The sequence below is a fragment of the Flavobacterium saccharophilum genome (genome assembly GCF_900142735.1).
Lineage (GTDB): Bacteria > Bacteroidota > Bacteroidia > Flavobacteriales > Flavobacteriaceae > Flavobacterium > Flavobacterium saccharophilum.
In genome coordinates this window covers 92,407-115,229 of record NZ_FRBY01000004.1, presented here as the reverse complement: position 1 = coordinate 115,229, position 22,823 = coordinate 92,407, and the positions used below count along the sequence as shown (strand labels likewise).

General features: G+C 35.2%; 11 protein-coding genes. 1 reads left to right on the top strand and 10 read right to left on the bottom strand.

Going from position 1 to position 22,823, the window contains the following annotated elements; translation table 11 throughout:
* The first annotated feature begins 257 nt into the window (after nt 1-257).
* Nucleotides 258-1,724, top strand: a complete 1,467-nt coding sequence (locus tag BUA98_RS13765; RefSeq protein WP_072974084.1) for an MFS transporter — start codon at nt 258-260, stop codon at nt 1,722-1,724.
* 142 nt (nt 1,725-1,866) lie between these two features.
* Here the strand turns inward: BUA98_RS13765 and BUA98_RS13760 are convergent, their stop codons facing one another.
* The 10 genes from BUA98_RS13760 to BUA98_RS13715 form a co-directional block, all read right to left on the bottom strand.
* Nucleotides 1,867-2,385, bottom strand: coding sequence for a hypothetical protein (locus BUA98_RS13760; RefSeq protein ID WP_072973462.1), 519 nt, complete (start codon nt 2,383-2,385; stop codon nt 1,867-1,869).
* A gap of 71 nt (nt 2,386-2,456) precedes the next feature.
* Entirely contained in the window at nt 2,457-4,622 is a 2,166-nt protein-coding gene (locus tag BUA98_RS13755) for a beta-glucosidase (protein ID WP_072973460.1), read from the bottom strand.
* A 149-nt stretch (nt 4,623-4,771) separates the two neighbouring features.
* On the bottom strand, nt 4,772-6,220 hold the full coding sequence (locus BUA98_RS13750) for a RagB/SusD family nutrient uptake outer membrane protein (RefSeq protein ID WP_072973458.1): 1,449 nt from the start codon (nt 6,218-6,220) through the stop codon (nt 4,772-4,774).
* Between the two features lie 15 nt (nt 6,221-6,235).
* Entirely contained in the window at nt 6,236-9,385 is a 3,150-nt protein-coding gene (locus tag BUA98_RS13745) for a SusC/RagA family TonB-linked outer membrane protein (protein WP_072973456.1), read from the bottom strand.
* Nucleotides 9,386-9,792: 407 nt separating this feature from the next.
* Nucleotides 9,793-13,086, bottom strand: a complete 3,294-nt coding sequence (locus BUA98_RS13740) for a VCBS repeat-containing protein (RefSeq protein ID WP_072973454.1) — start codon at nt 13,084-13,086, stop codon at nt 9,793-9,795.
* 19 nt (nt 13,087-13,105) lie between these two features.
* Nucleotides 13,106-15,313: a CRTAC1 family protein gene (locus BUA98_RS13735; protein WP_086065312.1), complete on the bottom strand. Its 2,208-nt coding sequence runs from the start codon at nt 15,311-15,313 to the stop codon at nt 13,106-13,108.
* 44 nt (nt 15,314-15,357) lie between these two features.
* Nucleotides 15,358-16,854, bottom strand: coding sequence for a vanadium-dependent haloperoxidase (locus tag BUA98_RS13730; protein ID WP_072973450.1), 1,497 nt, complete (start codon nt 16,852-16,854; stop codon nt 15,358-15,360).
* 168 nt (nt 16,855-17,022) lie between these two features.
* On the bottom strand, nt 17,023-17,565 hold the full coding sequence (locus tag BUA98_RS13725) for a hypothetical protein (RefSeq protein WP_072973449.1): 543 nt from the start codon (nt 17,563-17,565) through the stop codon (nt 17,023-17,025).
* A 237-nt stretch (nt 17,566-17,802) separates the two neighbouring features.
* A complete protein-coding gene (locus BUA98_RS13720) occupies nt 17,803-19,290 on the bottom strand; it encodes a RagB/SusD family nutrient uptake outer membrane protein (protein ID WP_072973447.1) in 1,488 nt (495 codons plus the stop codon).
* A gap of 12 nt (nt 19,291-19,302) precedes the next feature.
* Nucleotides 19,303-22,311, bottom strand: a complete 3,009-nt coding sequence (locus BUA98_RS13715; RefSeq protein WP_072973445.1) for a SusC/RagA family TonB-linked outer membrane protein — start codon at nt 22,309-22,311, stop codon at nt 19,303-19,305.
* Nucleotides 22,312-22,823 lie beyond the last annotated feature (512 nt).

The window sequence follows — 22,823 nt, the reverse complement described above, 5'->3', positions numbered from 1 at the left end:
TTTCAGTTGTTTTCTGTAAATCAGAAGCTAAAATAGCAATTTAAATTTAATAGAATTACTACAACTAAAGAATGCTTCAAATCTGCTATTAAAGGCTTCAAAATTGACAATCTTATTTCAACTTTCGAGCTATTTTTACATTTACCATTTTATAAAAATTAAATAAAAAACGAAGTACTATTTCAATGATATATCGCTCTAAAATATTTTTTAATCAACACATGGGGATAAGCAGAAAAAAGTCAGCCAGTATATTGATGAGTGATACATCAGAAAAACTTTCTGTACTGGAAAAAATTGGTTACGGTTTAGGAGATTTTGCTGCTAATTTGATTTTTCAAACCTTACTAACCTTCCTTGCTTTCTTTTATACCGATGTTTATAAAATTCCTGCCGGAACAGCAAGTATTATTATTTTTATTGGAGGTTTTGTCGGCGCTTTTTTTAATATCATTATGGGCGTTATTGCGGATCGTACTCACACCCGCTGGGGAAAATTCAGACCCTGGATATTATGGACTGCCCTGCCTTTTGGAATTGGCGCAGTTCTTTCTTTTTTAACTCCCAATTTTGGAGAAAATGGCAAGATTATCTATACGTTACTTACTTACTTTTTTCTAGTCATAATCTATTCGGCCAATAATCTGCCGTATGTTGCTTTAAGTGGCGTTTTAACCGGTGATATGAAAGAAAGAAACAGTCTTTCCTCTTATCGTTTTGTTGCGGTAATGGTAGCTCAATTTATAATTCAGTCGCTTTTATTGCCATTGGTCTTAATTTTAGGACATGGTGATAAGGCAATTGGTTTTAAAAATACAATGATTCTATTTGCTGTTATTGGAGTAATTTGTTTCCTAATTACTTTTTTTACGACAAAAGAAAGAATCATACCCGCAAAGCACCAGAAATCATCAGTCCGACAGGATTTTATCGATCTGTCTAAAAATGGCCCCTGGCTGGTCATGTTGCTGGTTACTATTTTGGTATTTGTTACCTTGTCTTTAAAAGGCGGAATGTATGTTTTTTATTTTAAGTATTATTTAGATCCTGTCGCGCAAACTGTATTCCTGAATGACATTGGTTTTACGGCCTTTATTCATGATCTGAACAATTCGTTAAGAGCAATGGGATTGGTAGATTTTCAATGGCCGGGCGATGTTCCTACTTCTGCATTTAGTCTTTTTAATGCTGGTGGAATACTGTTTATGATTTTTGGAATTTTATTTTCAAAATCACTCGCAGACGTATTTGGCAAAAGAAATATTTATATCACTTTCATTTTTTTGTCTGCTTTAAGTTTGTTGCTTTTTAATTTTTACAGCAGAACCGCTATTGCAATGGTTTTTCTGACTCAATTAGCACACGGGTTTATTTATGGAGTAACAATCCCGTTATTGTGGGCCATGATTGCTGATGTGGCCGATTACAGCGAATGGAAAAACAATCGAAGAGCGACTGCTACTGTTTTTTCGGCTATGATTTTTGGGCTAAAAATAGGCATCAGTATTGGCGGTGCCCTTGGTGCGGCTTTTTTATCAAAATATGGTTATGTCGCTGAAGAAGTGAATCAGGTACCAGCAGCTGTAGAGGGAATTAAATTGTGTGTAAGCATTTATCCAGGCTTTATATTCATTATAAGCGCTGTATTGTTGTGCTTTTATGTAATTGATAGGAATATGGAAATCGGGATTGAAAAGGATCTTAAGGAAAGAAGAGGAAATTAAATGCCTTGTGGTTAATTTAACGCAAAGTGCGCCAAGTATTTTTTTCGGTGTGTTTGTAATTAACTTCATTAAGTCCGCAAAGCTTTGCGAACAAAACTTTGCGACCTTTACATAATCCCCTTTGCGTGCCTTGTGGTTAAATTTAACGCAAAGTGCGCCAAGTATTTTTTTTGGTGTGTTTGTAATTAACTTCATTACGTCCGCAAAGCTTTGCGAATAAAACTTTGCGACCTTTGCGTAATCCCTTTGCGTGCCTTGCGGTTAAATTTAACGCAAAGTGCGCCAAGTATTTTTTTTCGGTGTGTTTGTAATTAACTTCATTACGTCCGCAAAGCTTTGCGAATAAAACTTTGCGACCTTTGCATAATCCCTTTGCGTGCCTTGCGGTTAAATTTAACGCAAAGTGCGCCAAGTATTTTTTTTCGGTGTGTTTGTAATTAACTTCATTACGTCCGCAAAGCTTTGCGAATAAAACTTTGCGACCTTTGCGTAATCCCTTTGCGTGCCATGCGGTTAAATTTAACGCAAAGTGTGCCAAGTATTTTTTTTCGGTGTGTTTGTAATTAACTTCATTAAGTCCGCAAAGCTTTGCGAACAAAACTTTGCGACCTTTGCGTAATCCCTTTGCGTGCCTTGCGGTTAAATTTAACGCAAAGTACATGCTAAAAAAAAACAGTAATACAGTTCGAAGAACGAACTATATTACTGCAAAAAAAACTACATATTATTTTCTTATTGTACCGTAATAGCAAGCGTATTCACGATATCCTCGGCTGATGTAGCCGTATAAAGTACAAATTCACCCGGTTCTACTTTCCAGTCAGCACTTTTCTCGTCGTAAAAAGCCAAATCTTTTACCTTTACTTTTAAATCGATTGTTTTTTGCTCTCCCGGTTTCAGGAATATTTTATCGAATGCTTTTAATTCTTTTTTAGGTCTTAAAACGGATGACTTTGTTTGACCAGCGTACAATTGAACTACTTCTGCCCCTTCTGTTTTTCCGGTATTTTTGATATTGAATTTAACTGTAATTTCATCATTGACACCATAAACTTTCTTGTCTGTGGCAACATTAGAAATATCAAAAGAAGTATAAGACAGACCGTAACCAAACGGATATTGAGGTGTAATTCCCTTGGTGTCAAACCAACGATATCCTACCAAAATATCTTCCTCATAATTTACTTTCAAATCATGTCCCGGATAAGCACCTAAAGCATGTGCGGGAGATTGACTCAAAGTAACAGGCATTGTAAAGGGCAATTTTCCCGAAGGAAATTCTTTGCCGCTCAATACGTCAACTACAGCATTACCTGCTTCCATTCCACCATACCAACCCCAAACTAAAGCTGGTACACGAGATTCAATACCCGCCAATTCAAGCGGAGAACCTGCAATAATCACTACAATTGTTTTAGGATTTGCCTTGGCTACTTCCTGAATTAAAGTTTCTTGTCCGTAAGGCAAACGCATGTGTAATCTGTCAAATGATTCGGAATCGAAGTCATGGTTCAAACCTGCAAAAACAATTGCTACATCTGATTTTTTTGCCTGAGCCACCGCTTCTTCTATTAATTTCCAATCTACTTTGTCGGTGTTTAATTGACCGTCGCTGCTTCTTTCCACAACATGAGATTGTTTCTCATAGCCTTGTGCAAAATTGATCTGCATTGACTTTCCGTATTTAGTAGTCATAGCCTGAAGTGGTGTTACCTCGTATAAAGTTTTTATTTCTGAACTAAATCCACCACCGCAATGTGTACGTGTTGCATTATCACCAATAATTGCTACTGATTTTATAGTACTCATATTCAACGGCAAAATTTGCTTTTCGTTTTTCAGTAAAACAACTGCTTCCACCGCAGAACGATACGCTGCTTGTTGGTGCTCTTTTGTGTTTATAGCACCTTTTATTCGTGTTTTCGGATCTAAAACTTTCGTTTCGATCATGACTCTTAGAATATTGGCTACTTTTTCATTTACTAAACTTTCTTTTATTCGACCTTCCTGAACTGCCTTTATCAAAGGATCTGCGAAATACCAGTCGTTATAATTTTCTTTTTCGGTTCCCATTTCTAAGTCCAAACCTGCCAAAGCCGCTTTTTCAGTACTGTGAACGGCATCCCAATCCGACATATAAACACCTTTAAATTTAAACTCATCGCGTAAAAGCGTTCGTCCCAAATAATCATTTTCAGTACAATAGGATCCTCTGAATTTATTATAAGCACCCATAACGCCTAAGACACCGGCATCAACTACAGAAGCTTTGAAACCCGGTAAATAAATTTCGCGTAAAGCGCGTTCGCTCATAGTCACATCAACCACAAAACGATTTTGTTCCTGATTATTGGCTACAAAATGTTTTACACAAGCTGCGACATCCTGAGTCTGTAAAGCCTTGATATAATTGATGGAAAGCTGTGAAATAAGAAAAGGATCTTCACTCAAATATTCAAAATTTCTTCCGCAAAGTGGCGATCGAATAATATTGATTCCCGGTCCAAGCAAAACATCTTTTTTACGAAAACGTGCTTCTTCACCTAAAACGATACCGCGTTGTTTCGCTAATTCTAAATTCCAGCTTGCAGCCATAGCGGTACCCGGAGGAAAACAGGTTGAAGCATCATCCGTTAGTCCAGCATATTGCCAATTATGACGATTCATTTCTGCTCTGACTCCATGTGGACCATCTGATAAAGCCCATTCCGGAATTCCGAGATGTTTTATTTCTTCCGTATAAAATTTAGAATTTCCGTGTAACATGCCGACCTTTTCCTTCAAAGTCATTTTCTTAATTAACTGTTGAATTCTTTTTTCAGTCGAAGCATTCGTTTGCGAAAAAGAACTTTGAAAAAAAACTGAAAACAAAGCCGCAGCTATAAATCGTAATCTCATTTTATATGTTTTAGAGAACCTTTTGGGTTAAATTAAATTTGCTTGTTAAATAGAAAATTATCCTAATTAACAATCTTTCAAAAATAGAAGAATGCGAAATAAATAAATCCTACAAATCGAGCATTTTATATAAGAAATGAAGCATATATTTAAGGATTTGGTACCATTAATTTATTTGTGGAAATTTCCCCGCTTGGAATTGGCCAAATATAATTACTAGCCGTTGGCAAGACCAAAGGCGCTGTTCCAATGGAACCTTTTTTGGCTGGCAGGGTTTGTACTTTTCTTTGTAAATCCATTAAACGGAAACCTTCTCCTAAAAATTCAATATCTCTTTCTTTTTGTATGGTTGCAATTAAGGCCTCTTTTGTTGCAACGTCATTTGCAGGAAAAACATAAGTAGGATCTGAACGGTTTCTAACCGCTTTCAATAATGCCTCCGCTTGTATTAAATCATTTGTATTGGCAGCTGCTTCTGCATAATTTAATAGTATTTCGGCATAACGCATTACAGGAACATAATCTCTAAAAGGTGCTGTTGTAACACTGAATTTTTTTAGTACTTTTTGATTGGCCGCACTAGTTCCGATAAGACCTGAACGCGCATCAGAAGCAGCACTAAAAACCGGATCACTTACAATTCCGGCAGCGGCTAAAAAGATAATAGGCTGCGTTAAATAATTATAAGCCAGAGCGTATTGTGCAGAAGGCGTCTCGGTTGTTGAATTGGCAAAAGGAATAGAAAAAACAGCTTCCGTTCCCGTATAGCTTCCTCCAAAAATTGATGAATAATTCGGTTCTAATTTTTGTGTTAAAGTTCCTTCGGTATATTGAAAAGGAGCGGTCGCAGACACGATTTTTTTAGCTTCTGAAATTACTTGATCAAAATTATTCTGTACCAATAAAACTCTTGTTTTTAAGGCAATTGCGGTAACTTTTTTAGCTCTTGAAGTATTTAGTAATGGAGTTGCATAAGTAACCGGTAAATCTATTTCGGCTTCATCTAAATCTTTCAGAATTTGATTATAAACCAATTCAACAGAACTTCTAGCCAAATCATTATTTCCTGAAGTTGTAATTGGCGTTAATCGCAAAGGGAGACCTAACGAGCTTTTGTCCTGATTATAAGGTTTGGCATAGGTTTGAACCAAACTGAAATAACAGAAAGCACGAACAAATTTAGCTTCAGCAATGTAATTTTTAGCCAGTTCTTTTGAAATGACCGTTGTTTCATTCATTTTACTGATTAGAATATTTGAAGCATTAATTGCGGTATATCCAACTGACCAAACGTTGTTTACGAAATCATTTGTTGATGCCACATTCTGATTCCACACGGCAGAACCTGTTGCCGCGTTTCCATCATTTTGCCCAAACTGATCTGCCCGCTGTTCATTAAAAACAATAAATCTTCCGCCATAAAAACTTTGATTTTGTAATTGTTTGTACAGGTTATTGGTCTGCGCCAAAATCTTTTCCGGCGTACTAAATGCTATTGACTCGGGAATACTTGTTTCGGGCTGGGTATCTAATAAATCGTCATTGCAGGCTGTCGCAAACATTAGAATAAAACAGCTCATTAAAATATATTTTTTCATCGTCTTTGCTTTTAATTAAAATCCAATATTTAAACCTAAAGTATACACTTGGGCATTGGGCGGAACATTTTGATCTTTTCCTGAATTAATAGAGTTTCCGTTGATCGAAACCTCAGGATCAGAGCCTCTGTACTTGGTAAAAGTGTAAAAATTGTTTCCTTGTACATACACATAAATAGAGCTAAAAGTGTTTTTTAGAAAAGAAAGTTCCATTGGTACATTATATCCTAAAGACACATTTTTAAATTTTATATAAGAGCCGTCTTCTACTTTTGAAGTACTTGAAAATGAAAAACCGGCGGAAACATTATCTCCATAATACAACTTTTGAATATCGGTCACCTGACCTGGAGTTGTCCATCTGTTTTTTATAAATTCTCCATTGTTGAAATAACGCTGATCAGAGTTTGTTGCACGTGTTCCGTTATACAATTTATTTCCCTGAGCAAAAGTCAGATTTACGTTCAAAACAAAATTCTTGTAACTGAAAGTGTTGTTTAAACCTCCAAACAATTTTGGCAAGGAAGGCCCTTGTATCACACCATCTTTGTAATTGTCTATTGCCGGAGCTGCAGTACCATCGAGATACGTCCATTTTGGAGAACCAATATGATTGTACTGCACTTCTTTGCCTTCGCTGTTTATAAAAACCATTTGTCCGTTATCCGGATTTACACCTTTTGTCGGCACCGCAAAAACAGACCCGATAGAATAACCTACTCTGGTCATATTTTGTACTCCAAAAACACTCGGAACAAAGACATCACTTGATAAAGACGTTACTTTATTTTCAAGGGTAGAAAGATTCAGACTTATGTTCCAATTGAAATTTCGGTTCGTAACAGCAAGTGCATTAATACCAATTTCATAGCCTGTATTGTACATACCACCGACATTTTCGTTGATATAATTATTTGGAATTCCCGCTGAAAGTGATTGTGGTGTTTTCAGAATCAAATCTCTGATTTTATTATTGAAATAATCAAACTCCACTGAAATGCGATTGTTCAGCATGGCAAAATTCAGTCCTAAATCAAGTTTTGAACTTGTTTCCCATTTCAGGTTTGGGTTAGCCGTTTGCGAATATCCTAAGGTTGGAGCACCGCCATAAGTAGATGAATTATACGTTCCTATAGCAGGATAATTTCCGATTTCGCTATTTCCGACAATTCCGTAACTGGCTCTCAATCTTAAGTTATCCAGAAAACCTCTTACTTTAGAATCTTTAAGAAAAGATTCTTCGAGCAGATTCCAGCTTACAGAACCTCCTCCAAAACTACCATATTTATTTCCCTCTGGTAAAGCTGATAAACCATCAATTCTATAATTTAAGCTCAGGAAATATTTGTTTTTATAATTGTAATTTAAATTCGAAAAATAAGATAGTAACGCATTTTCAGAAAGGTCATTACCGATAGGCGAAATGTTCGCATAACTTCCCTGATAATTCTTATAATACGGATCGGTGACATTACTTTGAGAGGCTCCCCAGCTATCCAGCGTAGTTTTAATTCGCTCGTATCCTAACATAAAAGTGAAATGGTTGTTTTCATTAAAAGAATCTTTGTAGGTAAGCGTATTTGCCCAATCGGTTCTTTCTAAATCGGTTGCTATATTGGTTGCAACACCATTGTACGCAGCTCCTCCTCCGTGAATTGGATTCAAAAATAATTTGTTTTCCAAATCAATTGTATTCAATCCATAACTCGTTCTAAAGATTAATTTTTTGGTGATATCAAACTCGCCGTATATATTCCCTAAAAGTGATTTACTGATTGAAGTGGTTAAATCAAGTTCTTGTACCATAGCCAGATTATAGGCATTAATTGTTCCGATAATCGACGGAATATTGGCGCCATAACCCACACTTATTCCGTTTTGAATGCTATAAGAACCATCTGGATTATAGACCGGTACATTAGGAGGCAACACATAGGTCATTCTTCCTAAAGGCTCATTAGTAATATATTCTGTGTTATAAGTTGAGGATGATAAAGTATTTCCTGCTACAGCACCGGTATTCGGGCCTACATTTTTGGCTCTGCTATAAGAGAGATTAATTCCAACACGAATAGACTTATTGACTTCATGACTCAAATTTAAACGTGTCATGTAATTCTGAAAAGTGTTGTTTTTAATAAAACTATTTTGGTTAGTATAATCTACTGAAAAATAATATTGAGTTGTTTCGTTGCCTCCAGAAATATTAAGATTCTGGTTGCTTGAAATTCCCGGTTCATAAGCCACATCATACCAATTCGTATCAACTGTACTTCCATCTGGATTTTTTGATAAGAAAAACCCCGGTGCTTTACCTGCATTGACCAAAGCTTCGTTTTTGATCATGGTATAATCTTCTGCATTTAATAGTTTAGGTAGATTGTAAGGTGTGCTTCGACTAAACCAGGTATTGTAATTGAATCTGGTTTTTCCTTTTTTTCCTTTTTTAGTGGTAATAACCATAACACCATTAGCTGCTCTGGAACCATAAATTGCAGCCGCCGAAGCATCTTTCAATACATCGACTGTCGCAATATCATTAGGATTAATTCCTGAAAGCGGATTGTTACCTACAAATCCACCCAAAGAGCCTGTGAAAACTGCCACACCATCTACTACAATTAAAGGGAAAAGTCCGGATGTAATCGTATTTAAACCACGAACCCTAATTACTGGTGTATTGTTTAAGACACTTGTGGACTGTATTACATCAATTCCTGTTCCCTGACCGCCTAATAGCTGGTCAAAACTGGTCGAAGGACGATTTTGTAATTGCTTTGCTGAAACCGTAGCAACAGAACCGGAGAACTCTGATTTTTTTTGGGATAAATAACCACTCGAAATCAGCACTTCATCTAATTGATTGGAATCTTTGATTAATTTTATATTAAAAAAATCAAACGAATTCACTACAATTTCCTGCGTCTTATATCCTATAAAACTTACCGTCAATGTAACTGGCAATTTTTGATTGGGAATAACAAATTCGCCATTTTCATTGGTTATAATTTCTTCCGTTTCTGACTGAATGATCACGCCGCTCAATGGCAAATCGTTTTTACCATCTACGACTATCCCATTTAAATTTTGCTGTTGCGCATATATTTGTGCGCTAAGCAAAAACAAAAAACAGCATAATAATTTTATATATTTTTCTCGTAACATATTGTTCGTATTGTTTTTAAATATTGAAATTTAATTAATGGAATCTTCAATAGAAAGCTTCTTAAATGATGCTATTTTTTCATGATTTTGGTTTGATCAATAGATATAGTTGCTCGACCATTTAATTAATTCAAGCTGCTGGTTTTAGAATTAAATAATTTCAGCTGGTTTTAAAAGAATAATTAGGTATAATCCCTCTGGGATATTTTATCTGATGGATCACTATTTTGCTACCAATATTTAAATCCTAACGGATTATCACTTTTAGTCATAAGTATGGAAAATCTTCTTTAATAAAAGATTGAGCCCTAAAAGATTATCTCGTAGAGATTATATATTGGTAGCAAATAAATTAGCAACACAATATTGTCCCATAGGGACAACATTAGATTGGCCAGAAACCTAAATTAATTAATCCTTACACTTTGTAAAAACGAATTATTCTTAGTTACCAGGAGATACGTTTTCCCTTTTACCTGAATTTTTTCCATGTTTTTTACATCGCCTGGAGTAAAAAATCCACTTTCAATTGCTGAAATTGATTTGAATTTTCCTTTGCCATCTCCTTTTAAAAATAATCCGTGACCGGCATCGTTTCGAGGAGTTTCTACTTCTGAGTTGTACATATTACCAGTCACTAAAACATCCAATTTACCGTCTTTATCGTAATCATCAACCATTATCTGATTGATGCAGGTAAGCTGTGCTTCAACCGGAAGTTCGTGAATGATAAACTTGCCATTTTTATTTTCTAGATAAATACTGGCAAATGATTTTACTTTATAATGCAGGGCTTCTTTAAGTGATTTCTCTGTATAAACATCAACCAATGTGGCTTCTGAAAAACTTTCATAGTCTTTGAATTTCTTCTTGATATTTGGAATTTGCTGAGACGAACAGCCACGGCCACGCACCGGATATTGCTTTCCATCATTGTAGTAACTCAACACGATATCTTTGTGTTTGTTGTTGTCGAAATCTTTTACATAAATATCAAAGGTTTCGTTTGGAGTTGCTTTGTATTTGTAGTTTAAACCATTGTTTCCTACGATATAATCCATATCGCCATCATGATCAAAATCGCCTTGCTGAATACTCCACCACCAACCTGTGGTATCATCATTAAGTCCCATATTTTTGGTTACTTCTTTGAAACCTGAAGTAGTATTCTGAAAAATACGTATCGGCATCCATTCACCCACAACTATGATATCGGCTAATTTGTCATTATTAAAATCGGTAATTACAGCGCTTGTTGCCATTCCTAAATTGGTAAATTCTTTAGGCGATTTTTTAGAAACTTCAAATTTAGGCTGTGTTGGCGAACTTATATTATGCAACAAATAAGTTGTTGCCGGCGACGGATATTGCCCCGGAACCTGTCTTCCTAAAACCAAAAGATCCTGTTTTCCATCTTTATCATAATCAATAGGATATACTTTTGAACCACTGGTCAACATCGTTGGCAATACACCTTTTGGGGCTTTTGTAAAATTGCCTTTACCATCATTCAGATATAATCTGTCTTGCAATTTAGGATCGTTAACCAAAAATTCGTAACCACCACTCACTACATATAAATCATTATCTCCGTCATTATCTGCATCAAAAATTAAGGCTCCTGTATCTTCACTGGCTTTATCGGCTTCAAGTGCCTGACTACTTTTTTCTGTAAAACCATTTTTTGTCTGCATAAATATTTTTCCAGAATAGGTTGCAGATCCTCCAATGAAATAATCCTCCAAACCGTCTTTATTTAAATCACCAACCGCAATGGCAGGACCAAAACTAGACATTTTATGAGGCAATAAAACCTGATCTTTAAAATCATCGTATTTATTTTCTTCGTGTTTGAAAGCCGGAAAAACGGTGGTTTCAGTTGCAAACAAATGGGTTTTTGGAGCTGTTTTTACCACTACTTCTTCTTTGGCATCCTGCTCCTTAAAGCTTAACGTTTGGTTGACTTTAACATTCGATAATTTTTGCACTTTACCGTTTGTCCAGACTACTTTTACCTCATCTATGGTTTTGTCTTTTCCTACACCAAAATGCAATTCAGGAGCTACAGAAGATTGAAATCCTCTCGTTAAGGTAAGCTCTTGCATCTGGGTTCCTTTTTTCGTTTTTATGTAAACACGATTTCCTAAACCAAAAGTATTTTTAGTATTTCCTTTAAAATTTACTTTGATATAATTGTTGATTTTAGAACTTGAATTCTCAAAAACAGAAGCATAATCATCGATATTATTGACCACCAAATCCAAATCACCATCGTTATCCAAATCGACATAAGCAACACCATTTGAAAAACCTTTAAATTCAATTCCCCATTTTTTATTGGCTTGCTCAAAATTTAAATTTCCTTTGTTTTGAAACATAAAATTGTCGATTTTCTCAGAAGGAATTTCTTGGGATTTCTTCAACAAATCTTTTGGCTGAAGGTTGAGCGCTTCTAAACTATGAAAGAAATCATTGTTGTTAATTTCTCTTCTGGTTCCGTTCGTTACAAACAAATCTTTATTTCCGTCATTATCAAAATCGGCAAATAAAGGCCCCCAGCTCCAATCTGTAGAGGAGGTTCCCGTAATACGCGATACATTTCCAAAATGCGGAATACCATTTTCATTAACTCCTGTATTTAATTGCATGCAATTATGCATGTATTGGTAGTTAAAACCAGCATCAACAACATCCCAAAAAAGTTTCGGATTCATGCTTGACATGTTTGCTTTTTTACGACGATTGTCTTTTGCATCCATATCCACCTGAAAAACATCTAAATTTCCATCGTTGTTGAAATCAGAAATATCTACACCCATTCCGTAAAAAGAATTGTGCGCCATTGCCTCTTTTACCACTTCCTTAAAAGTACCATCCTGATTGTTGATATACATAAAATCAGGTGAATTGAAATCGTTAGAAACATAAATATCTGGCCAGCTGTCGTTGTTTAGATCCCCAACTGTTGCGCTTAATGATAAGCCATAATTTTTTACACCTGCTTGTTCGGTAACATTAGCAAAATGATTTCCATCGTTTCGATATAAATGTCCTGATTCATTGTCTTTGACATTGCGCATCATTTGCACGTAATCACCTGTCGCAGAATTGAATCTTGTTGGTGGATAATTGGCTACAAATAAATCTAAATCACCGTCTTTATCGTAGTCAAAAAAGGTTCCCTGAACGCTATTTCCAATATCATCAATACCGTATTCTTTGGCTTTTTCTGTAAAAGTTCCGTTGCCATTATTGATGTATAATTCATTGTTTTTAGGGCCGAATTTACCGCCTACACTACAATAAATATCTAGAAAACCATCACCGTTTACATCAGCCATCGCAACTCCGGTATACCAGCGAGAATCACCTCCTACACCGGCTTTTTTGGTAATATCTTCGAATTTTAATTTTCCTTTGTTCAGATATAGTTTGTTTGATACCTGGTTTCCTGTAAAGAAAATATCTACCAGTCCATCATTATTAATGTCTCCGGTAGCCACTCCTCCACCCAAATAAATATAATTGTAGGTAAAGTAATTAAGTGAATCATTTTCTTTCAGGTTATTGCTAAAATCAATTCCTGTATCGGAACGATCTAAGGTAGTAAAGATCTTCTCGTCTGATTCTTTAGAACAGCTAACAAGCAGTAGTAAACCCAAAAGGCTAAAAAAAGTTACTTTTATTTTTATATTTTTCATATTTATGATTGTAATGTTTTTAAATACAAACAGGAGAATGTGCTCCGGCCGTTGAAAAAATAGTTCTTTTAATATCTATTTTTGAAAAGTTATTTTCCCCTTCAATAATTTTAATGTACTGATTGGGTTTTATGTTTTTAAAGACTTTTTTCTTTTGGTCTTTCGGCCAGGTAATTTCGATCTGATCAATTACCTTCGCTTGTCCAATTCCGATTTCCATCCTTAAGGCTGACGCTCCAAAGCTACCACCTGAGTTTAAAACTCTGTAAACCGATCTGGAAACACCGTTTTCTTTGAAAGTAACTTTTACTTTGGCTCCAATGGCAGAACGATTGCTTTCTGTGCCTTCTAATTGTAATTTTATCCAGCGATTGTTATTTTGACCCGGGTTCATGTATAAGGAATTGCTAAAAGAATCTCCAAAATAAGCACCGCCAACTTCAATAAAAATATCAGAATCTCCGTCATTATCAAGATCATTAATAGCCACGCCATGCCCTTTTTGCAAGTTTCCTACACGTCCGGAAACCGTAACATCAGCAAATTTTCCATTGCCCATATTTCTAAATAATCGATTTGGTGCGAGTGATTTATAATCCGGATTTCCTGTTCCGAGGTACATATCGAGAAAACCATCATTATCAATATCTCCAAAATTAGACCCCATTGCAAATACGGTTTTACTTAGTCCCGATTCTTTAGAAACATCTGAAAAAGTGCCATCATGATTATTATGATACAAATACATTTTACTGCTTTCATTTGGAATATTAAGGGCTTCCATGGCAATTTCACCTGCAATAGAACCATTATATTGATAACCGCAGACAAAAATATCTTGCCAGCCATCGTTATCATAATCCCAAAACCAGGTTGGAAATGTCATGACATTTATGCCCGCCAATCCTGCCTGATCTGTAACGTCCGAAAACTGCGGAATCCCATTTTTAAGTCCGGTATTTTTCAATAGAATTTTTTTCTTGTTCATTCCGGAAAGAAACAAATCAATATCACCATCATTATCATAATCTGCAGCGGTTACTCCTTTTATATAAGAAACAACATCGCACTTTGCGGCTTTGGCAACATTAGTAAATGTTCCATCCTGATTATTTAGATACAATTCTGAAGGATACGCTTCATTATCAGAAGATTCATTGCCTATGAATAAGTCCAGATAACCGTCATTATTAAAATCATTCCAGGTTCCGGCCTGAGTTGGAAATTCAGAATATAAGCCACTCTTAATTGTTACATCTGTAAAAGTACCATCGCCGTTGTTGCGTAACAATGAGTTGGGTTGACGCCCATATTTACGCATCCAGGCTCCTCTCAAAACAAAAATATCAGTATCTCCATCATTGTCATAATCTGCCTGTACCATACTTAATCCTCCTTTGAAACGGCCTATTTCTGAAACTTTAGAATTATCGATATATTTTCCTTTTTGATCGTTTTGATAATAATGCATCACCCCATCCAGGCTCCAGTCAGAAGTTACAATATCCAGATAATTATCGTTATTGAAATCATCCACAATAACACCTCCCGACATATTTCTTCCTTTTATGCCAGCGTTTGCCGCTACGTCAAGAAAGGGTTTTATACTATAGCCTGAATCTTTATTTAGATTGGGTATCAACCATTGTTTGGGAACTTCGGACGGATATTCGCCCAACGTCATATACGCTATATTGAGCAACCATCTTGATTCGTAATCATTAGGGTTTATCGCTAATAATTTTTTATAAACTTCAATCGCTTTTTGAGAACCCTCACGTATGGCATGAATCCCGTTTTTTTGTATCGGCATAATACAGGATTCCGGATTATGGTAATTCACACAATTTTGTTTTTCACCGAGCCTCATATAGGCAATACCTAAAGCTTGTAATGATTTCACATCGTCTTTGCCATCCAGCTTTTTCATTCTGTTAATAGCGCTTTCGATAGTGGCTATAGATTCTGCTTCTTTACCCAGCTTTAGTAATGCATTTCCTTTATTTAACTCGTTTGTTAATTTAAAGAAACCTTCATCTGAGCTGTTGATTATGGAGTCATAATAAGCAACTTCCGTTTTTGAAGCAAATGCATTATCTTTTACATCATACATTTTTTTTCTGGCCTCCAAAATATTAATCATCTTGTCATTTGGATTAGAAAAATAATCGCAGGACTGCGTTATAATAAGGACTATAAGGAGCAATGTTACTTGTTTAATTTTCATAATTAAAGCATTTACAGATTGGGCTACTTTGTTGTGTACCTTATTCAATTTTCAGCTATTGTCTCCATCGTTTTATTTCCGATGTGCTTATTATAGAACTTCCAAACTTCATGGGCCACATTTCTGCCCAGCTTTAGTCCTTGAACATTATCTGCCTGAATATGATATCCTCCCATTACTCTGGAAATTCCTGCCATATTTGCTGTTTCTGTAAAGGTTGGGAATTTAAGCACAACAGGTTTCCCGATGTTGTTTGGTTCTGTCATTGATCCTGGCGTACTACAGATTGCAGATTCTCCAAAAGTATCACTTCCGGTCCATAGTTTTAATGCTTCACCGCAACCGCCACTAATTGTACTGTGTCCGGAAACATAACCTGGAAAAGCGGGACATAAAAAAATATCCGGCGAGTAAGGTCTCCAATCCTGACCTTTCATTTCTATATTTCCAAAACCTGGTCCGCCCCAGGCTTTTATAGTCTGATCTTTATAATAGTAATGTACTAATGCATAAGGACGGGCAAAGTCATAAAACATCTTTGTATCCCAGCATGCTATAAAGCAATCCATAGCAGTTACCTGATTGTAAAAAAACATTTTTACATCCTGATCTAAAGTATGATTATCACGTCTGGAAACATCCTCGGCAAATTTTAGCCAATGTCCTGCCTGTTGTACTGATTTTGGACCGTCACGCATAAACTCAACCAATGCTTTTTGTTCATTGGTAAGATTATATTGTAAATCAAGTAGTTCTTTAACTTCATTTCTAAGTTGTTCTGAATCCAATGCAGGCGGTGGTATAGGACGAAATTGATCTCCTGATTTTAATCCTACAGGCTTTACTTTGTTCCAAAATGGAGTAGCACAGGCTGGTGCAAACTTACCGCCTTTTCCATCTGAAAAATATTTTGGCTGCCAATGAGCTACATCCTTCATTTCGTCTGGAGTATTGACCGGATTATAATTTACATAGTTAAAATAAGGAGTTCCGTTTGAACCATTTTCTTCTCCATATTGATTTGATCCATCATGTTTTCTTGCCTCAATTACTGCTTTTGCTGCTAAATTTCCTATTCCGACCGGTGTTTTAGGATCTAGTGATTTATCATTAGGATCTAACCCTAATTTGACCATAAAAGCGACAAACAAATCTTTGTCTGAAAAATAATATTCACATAATGCATTATAGGCAGCATAACTGATAGCAATCTCCTTATTTTTAAGTGTCTGTTCTTTAGTAGGTCTTCTTTCTATATTTTTTAAATATACAGGAATTGCTTTTTGATCATAACGGCTCCAGGCATCAAAAACAGCAACAAATGTTAATCCTAAAAAACGGGAAGTCACTGTTGGTCTTGGTTTAAATCTATCAGTATCATTACCAGTGGCAACAACTGCGATTTGCGACCATTTATAGGCCATATTATTTTCTCCGGTTGGTTCTTTAATTTGATTTTTGTTGCCTTTTACTTGTGCAAAAGTATTTACGCTTAAAATGCTAAAAAATAACACTTTAAACAAAAATTTATAAATTTTCATTTTTGGTTGGTTTATATGGTTGTTAGATAGCTTTTTCTTTCAATTAAGTTTAATTGACGTTGCATGCTAAATTGTAAATAAGCAGATTTAACCCTTAGCTCAAACTAATAATTTAGCGTCTAAGAATACTAATCAAATGCTATATACATTTTGACATTCAAGGAAATGCTACACCATATCGGGAGGAGGATCATTAGTAGTAAAGTATCCTGAAAGAAGATTTTTTTGTGGAGGGTATGAATTTAAAGTAACTGGTGAAACTAGTTTTATAGAAGTACTTATAAAAACTATTGTGTTACCCTGAATGTAATCCTGAATAAAGGATTTCATTAATTTTTTACTTGGATTTTCTTTATTTGAATTATCATCAAATAGCTGACTATCGACAATTTTTTTTAAATCTTTATTTAAAGCTTCATTATGAGCGCTTTTTAGGCAATATAATTGTAGAACATTGTTTTGAATTCTTTTCTTAAAAACATGATAGGTTTTATTATGAATTACGAAGTCTTCATTGGCATCTTCAATACCAGAATCAACTACATAGGCATAAGGAGTAATTTTAATTTCAATTATTTCAAAATTTGAATTGTCGGTTTTCTCCATAGCTGTCACCCACACTTGCTCTTGTTGTTCAGCAAACATGATATAAAATCCCAAAACATTGTAAAACAATGTTACGATTAAAAAAAGTGAAGCAATTCTTTTCATATTGAATAAAATTCGGCCTGCCTTAATACTTATTTAAGTATTGAAAATCTACAATTTTTAAAGAATAGTATCTCGCTTTACAAGATTTCTTGCGTTTAACTAAAATTGAGGTAAAAAGAGTTAAATAAGTTATTTGCTTTACAAAACATAATGTATTGATAAACAGCGCACGCAAGTGCGCTGTTTGCCAAATACTAACTTAACTAACTCAAACTAACAAACTTCAATCATCCCTTCCTAGTAGCCAGGATTGTTATCACTAGGTTTTATATTTGGATTAGAAGATGTTTCTCTATTTGGGATAGGCCATAACTCACTTTTACCAGCTGTGAAACCAGTTCCTGCCAATTCAGTACTTGCAATACCCCATCTAATTATATCATCAAAACGAACTTGTTCGCCTGCTAATTCCACTTTACGTTCGTGAACAAGAGCTGTAAAAACCTGCTCTTTTGTAAGTGTTGTTGCCAATAAAGGTACATTTGCTCTGCCGCGAACCTGATTAATGTAACCAATAGCAGTTGCCTGTACACCTCCGGCTCTCATGCTTTCACATTCTGCCATCATAAGCAATACATCTGAATAACGCATCACTTTGAAGTTGATACTTGAATCCAGATTTTCATCTACACGCTTGTAATAGTTTTGATATTTTTTCCAACCTGCTCTTCTAAGACCTGCAGATGATGAAAAATTAGCCGCTGTCATGGTATTAGCTCCATTGTTGTATTTTGATCCAGGAACATAAAAAGTATCTCCAAAACGTTTATCTCCAGGCTCATACTCATCTAAAATATCATCAGATGGATACACATTATACCAACCTAAATTACCATATTCCTGGCCTCTAAGAGTTGATTCGGCAACACCATCTCCAGCTGTATCACTACCCCATTTATCAGCTACTCCTAAATTTTCATCGTATTCAATTTCAAAAATTGATTCCGGGCCATGCTCGGTTTCATCCATGAAGTTATTGTAGAAATTGGACTCTAAGGTAAATCCTGTTACATTCTTAAAAGCAGCTAACGCTTCATCATACTTTTTTTGATACAATAACGCTTTCCCTAAATAAGCATACGCCGCTTCTTTGGTAGCTCTTCCTTTTTGTTCAGTACTTTTGCTTAAAAGGTTTTTAGAAGCAAAATCAAAATCAGCTTCAATCAATTTATAAACATCTTCTTTAGGGCTTCTTGCAGCACCGACCACGGTAGTACTACTAGTATAAATTGGCAAATTACCAAAACGAGGTACTAAAAGAAAATAGTAATACGCTCTTAGAAAATGCGCCTCTGCTAAAAATTTGTTCTTTCTCTCCTGGCTTAATACTGAATTTGATAAAGCATTAATTTTATCCTCATTATCCAGTACAAAATTTGCTTTTGCTATTCCTAAATAACAGGTTTCCCAGTAAAACTGGATTATATCACTGCTGGCATCAAAAGAAAAATTTAAAAAAGGTACTTTATTTCCTTCTAATTGTGGATTTCCTTTGTTTTCCTGTGACATATTGTCTAAGGCAAAGAAAATATGCCTTGCATAAAGCCCTCTTGTTTGCAGGTTGGCATAAGCTGCATTTACGGCTGATTGTACCTGAACTTCATTTTTAAAGTAAGTCTCAGGGGACAATTGATTTGGATTAGTTAATTCTAAATCACTATCGTTACATGAATTTATTGCAAAAATCCCTAACAATACTACAACTATATATTTTATTTTTTTCATCGTCTTTTTGTATTAAAATGTAACTTCAAGGCCAAATATTACTGATTTTGGTTGTGGATATCTTCCTACATCAATTCCTGCAGAACCTAAGGTAGTATCTACACGTGCAATTTCAGGATCTAACCCAGAGTAATCAGTAATAGTAATAAGATTTTGACCACTTACGTAGAATCTTAAACGTTGAAAATACTTAGCGAATGAATCATCTGAAAAAGTATATCCAATAGTAACATTTTTTAATCTGGTAAAAGAACCATCTTCAATATAACGCTGACTCGCATTTGCATAATTTTGACTAGCACCCTGAGCTCTTGGCAATGTTGCCGAAGGATTGGTAACTACTCCGTTTACAACAATAGATCGGTCTAAAACATCGGTACTAGCGTTGAACAAACGTGGCATAGCTTCTAAATCGAATTTATTTGCATTAAAAATCTCATTTCCTGATACTCCTGTAATAAAAGCACTAAAGTCGAATTTTTTATAAGCTGCGGTAAGGTTTAAACCATATGTAAAATCAGGATATGGATTTCCGATATTTGTTTTATCATCTGAGTTGATGACTTTATCTCCATTGCGATCCACAAATCTTATATCACCTGGCTGAAAAGTGCTCTGACCCGGAGCAAGAGCAGCATCTACTTCTGCCTGATTCTGATAGATTCCGTTGGTTTCATACCCCCAAAAGTAAAATACTGGCTGGCCTACTTCTAATCTTGAGAAATTCTCTATACCTGATCTTCCTGATGGTCCGCTTACAACGCTGGTTACACCTGGAGCTAAACCAGTTACTTCATTTTTACTCGTACCTAGAGCAGCTGTTGCAGACCAGGTAAAATCTCCTTTTCTGTCGTTGTAACCTAATGATACTTCAAACCCGTGTGTCTTCATATCGGCAACGTTTTGAAATTGAGTTCCACCAGGAACACCTACAGATGCCGGAAGTGGTACTCTAAAAAGGATATCACTACTTATGTTGTTAAAATACTCCACAGAACCAGTGAATGCTTCATCAAATAACCCAAAATCCAAACCTATGTTTCTGTCTTTTTTAGATTCCCATCTCAAATTTGGATTAGCCGCACCTCCCGGAGTAACACCAATTTCTGGTTCACCGTCAATAGGGTATATATAATTGGACGACAAAGTAGGGCTGTATTGATAATTGTCTAAGGCATCATTACCCGTTGTTCCTATACTTCCTCTAAGTTTTAATGTACTAAAAACAGAATCTGTCATAAAACTTTCTTTAGCAATATTCCATCCTAAAGCAATAGAATAAAAATTACCATAACGGAAATTACTTCCAAAACGAGAACCACCATCTCTACGACCTGAAATAGCAAATATGTATTTATCGTCGTAATCATAATTGATACGTGCGATATAACCTAAATTATTAGTCTCTGCACTAGTAGACGACAAATTAGAAAGGTTATTACTTAACTGATCTATTTCGTCTGTAATGTTGTTACGGCTTCCTGCTACTATGTTCTGAAATTTATTTTCAATTTTAGTTATAACTCCTAATACCTCAAGATTATGTTTTTCTGCAAAAGTTGTTTTGTAGGATAAACTATTATCAAAAACAATGCTTTGCCCCTGAGTATTTGTTTCTGCAATCGAAGCATAAGCCTGTTGATGAGCACCACCATCAGCATAGCTTGGAATAAAGGTATGATCTTCAGTTGTGTAATAATCTAACGAAACCTGTGACCTGAATTTTAGACCTTTATAAATTTCTAATTCACCATAAATGTTTCCTATAATAGATAATCCTTTAACTTCCTGATATCCTAAATTTGCTATACGTACAGGGTTTTCAGCATCCTGCCCGTCTAGAGCGGAAGTAGGCCCCTGATATCCACCATTATTAGCTGAATTGTAAATCGGTAAGTAAGGCGCCATTTTGATCGCATGTTCCAATAGTGCTCTACCTCCTGAGGCACGCTCAGGGTTAGTAGTACTAAAAGACACTCCAATATTACTTCCGATAGTTAACTTACCTATATTTTGTGAATTATTGGCTCTGAAAGAATAACGCTCAAAACCAGTACCTATAAGTGCTCCTTCCTGTTTTAAATATCCTGCGGAATAACGGCTTGAAGAATTCTCAGTTCCGTTTGAGAAGCTCAGATTATAATCCTGCATTAAACCATCCTGAAAAACCTGGTCTTGCCAATCTGTATTGATATTACCAAATTCTGCTGCTCTTGCCGTTAAGTCACTTCCTAAATCCTTAGCATAGTTAAGATATTGTTGTGTATTCATAACATCAAATCTTTTTGTCACGGTTTGAAAACCAGCGTAAGTACTAAAATTTAATTGACCAGGGCCCTTTTTTCCTTTTTTTGTCGTTACCATAATTACTCCGTTAAAAGCTCTCGAACCATATAAAGCCGTTGTTGAAGCATCTTTTAAAACTGACATAGATTCAATGTCGCTTGGATTTAGTCCTGATAAATTACCTACCAAAACACCATCTACTACATATAAGGGGTTAGTATTATTCATTGTGCCCAAACCACGAATATTTACTGTCGGATTAGAACCCGGTGAACCATTAACAACAGTAACACCTGCCGCTCTACCTTGTAAGGCTGACTCTGCATTAGTTATAGGTACTGCTGTAATTTCTTTTGAGGTTACTGTAGAGATTGCTCCGGTAACTTTTGTTCTTTTTTGAGTACCGTAAGCCACTACAACTTCCTGTAAGGTTTGTGTGGATTCTGCTAATGTTACATTAATTGTAGTACTGGTTCCTACAGTAATAGTTTTAGTAACTAATCCAACAAATGAAAATGTAATTCTATCGTTCGAATTAACGTCTCTTAAAATGTATTTACCATCAAAATCTGTTGATGCGCTATTTTTTGAGCCTTCCACATTAATACTGGCTCCAGGCAAAGGAACTCCTGAGGGATCCACAACCACACCCTGTATGGTCTTTGATTGTGCCATCACATTCTGATAGCTTATCATTAGCAATGCGATTATTGCAAATTTTAATTTTAACATCATATTAATTGGTTTTTTTGTTTAGTTTAAATAATTAATTGGTTGTAAAGTTTTTTTGTTATTTATGTATTAAGATAATTTAGCGCTTAGACTCTTTATCTACCCTTCCAATTTTCGAAAATTACGAATACGATCTTCTTGTAATTTTCTATTTTCTCAAATCATAAAATATTGGTTTTAAATTTTGATTGGGAAAAAAAGAGCTGTTTGATACACAAATGCTGGTTTCATTTCATGTTCTAAATTGGTTTAAAATTGTTAATAATGGTTTTATGGTTATTTGATATTAGTTAATTCAAAAATAGAATGTTAACATAAATTTCACATACTAAATATGATGCAAAAACTATCAATTTTGTAGCACAAGAGTTAAAAAAACGAGCAAAATCAGTATTTTACATTAATTCACTATTGAAAACAAAATTTTGATATTAATAATAATGAAGCATAATTTTTTCAGTATTAAAAAATTAAATGGAATTTTATATTCATTTAATAATTATCAAAAACACAGA

Coding starts and splice junctions, on each gene's coding strand:
- BUA98_RS13765 (WP_072974084.1), top strand. CDS start 258: ATGAGTGATACATCAGAAAAACTTTCTGTACTGGAAAAAATTGGTTAC.
- BUA98_RS13760 (WP_072973462.1), bottom strand. CDS start 2,385: ATGTACTTTGCGTTAAATTTAACCGCAAGGCACGCAAAGGGATTACGC.
- BUA98_RS13755 (WP_072973460.1), bottom strand. CDS start 4,622: ATGAGATTACGATTTATAGCTGCGGCTTTGTTTTCAGTTTTTTTTCAA.
- BUA98_RS13750 (WP_072973458.1), bottom strand. CDS start 6,220: ATGAAAAAATATATTTTAATGAGCTGTTTTATTCTAATGTTTGCGACA.
- BUA98_RS13745 (WP_072973456.1), bottom strand. CDS start 9,385: ATGTTACGAGAAAAATATATAAAATTATTATGCTGTTTTTTGTTTTTG.
- BUA98_RS13740 (WP_072973454.1), bottom strand. CDS start 13,086: ATGAAAAATATAAAAATAAAAGTAACTTTTTTTAGCCTTTTGGGTTTA.
- BUA98_RS13735 (WP_086065312.1), bottom strand. CDS start 15,313: ATGAAAATTAAACAAGTAACATTGCTCCTTATAGTCCTTATTATAACG.
- BUA98_RS13730 (WP_072973450.1), bottom strand. CDS start 16,854: ATGAAAATTTATAAATTTTTGTTTAAAGTGTTATTTTTTAGCATTTTA.
- BUA98_RS13725 (WP_072973449.1), bottom strand. CDS start 17,565: ATGAAAAGAATTGCTTCACTTTTTTTAATCGTAACATTGTTTTACAAT.
- BUA98_RS13720 (WP_072973447.1), bottom strand. CDS start 19,290: ATGAAAAAAATAAAATATATAGTTGTAGTATTGTTAGGGATTTTTGCA.
- BUA98_RS13715 (WP_072973445.1), bottom strand. CDS start 22,311: ATGATGTTAAAATTAAAATTTGCAATAATCGCATTGCTAATGATAAGC.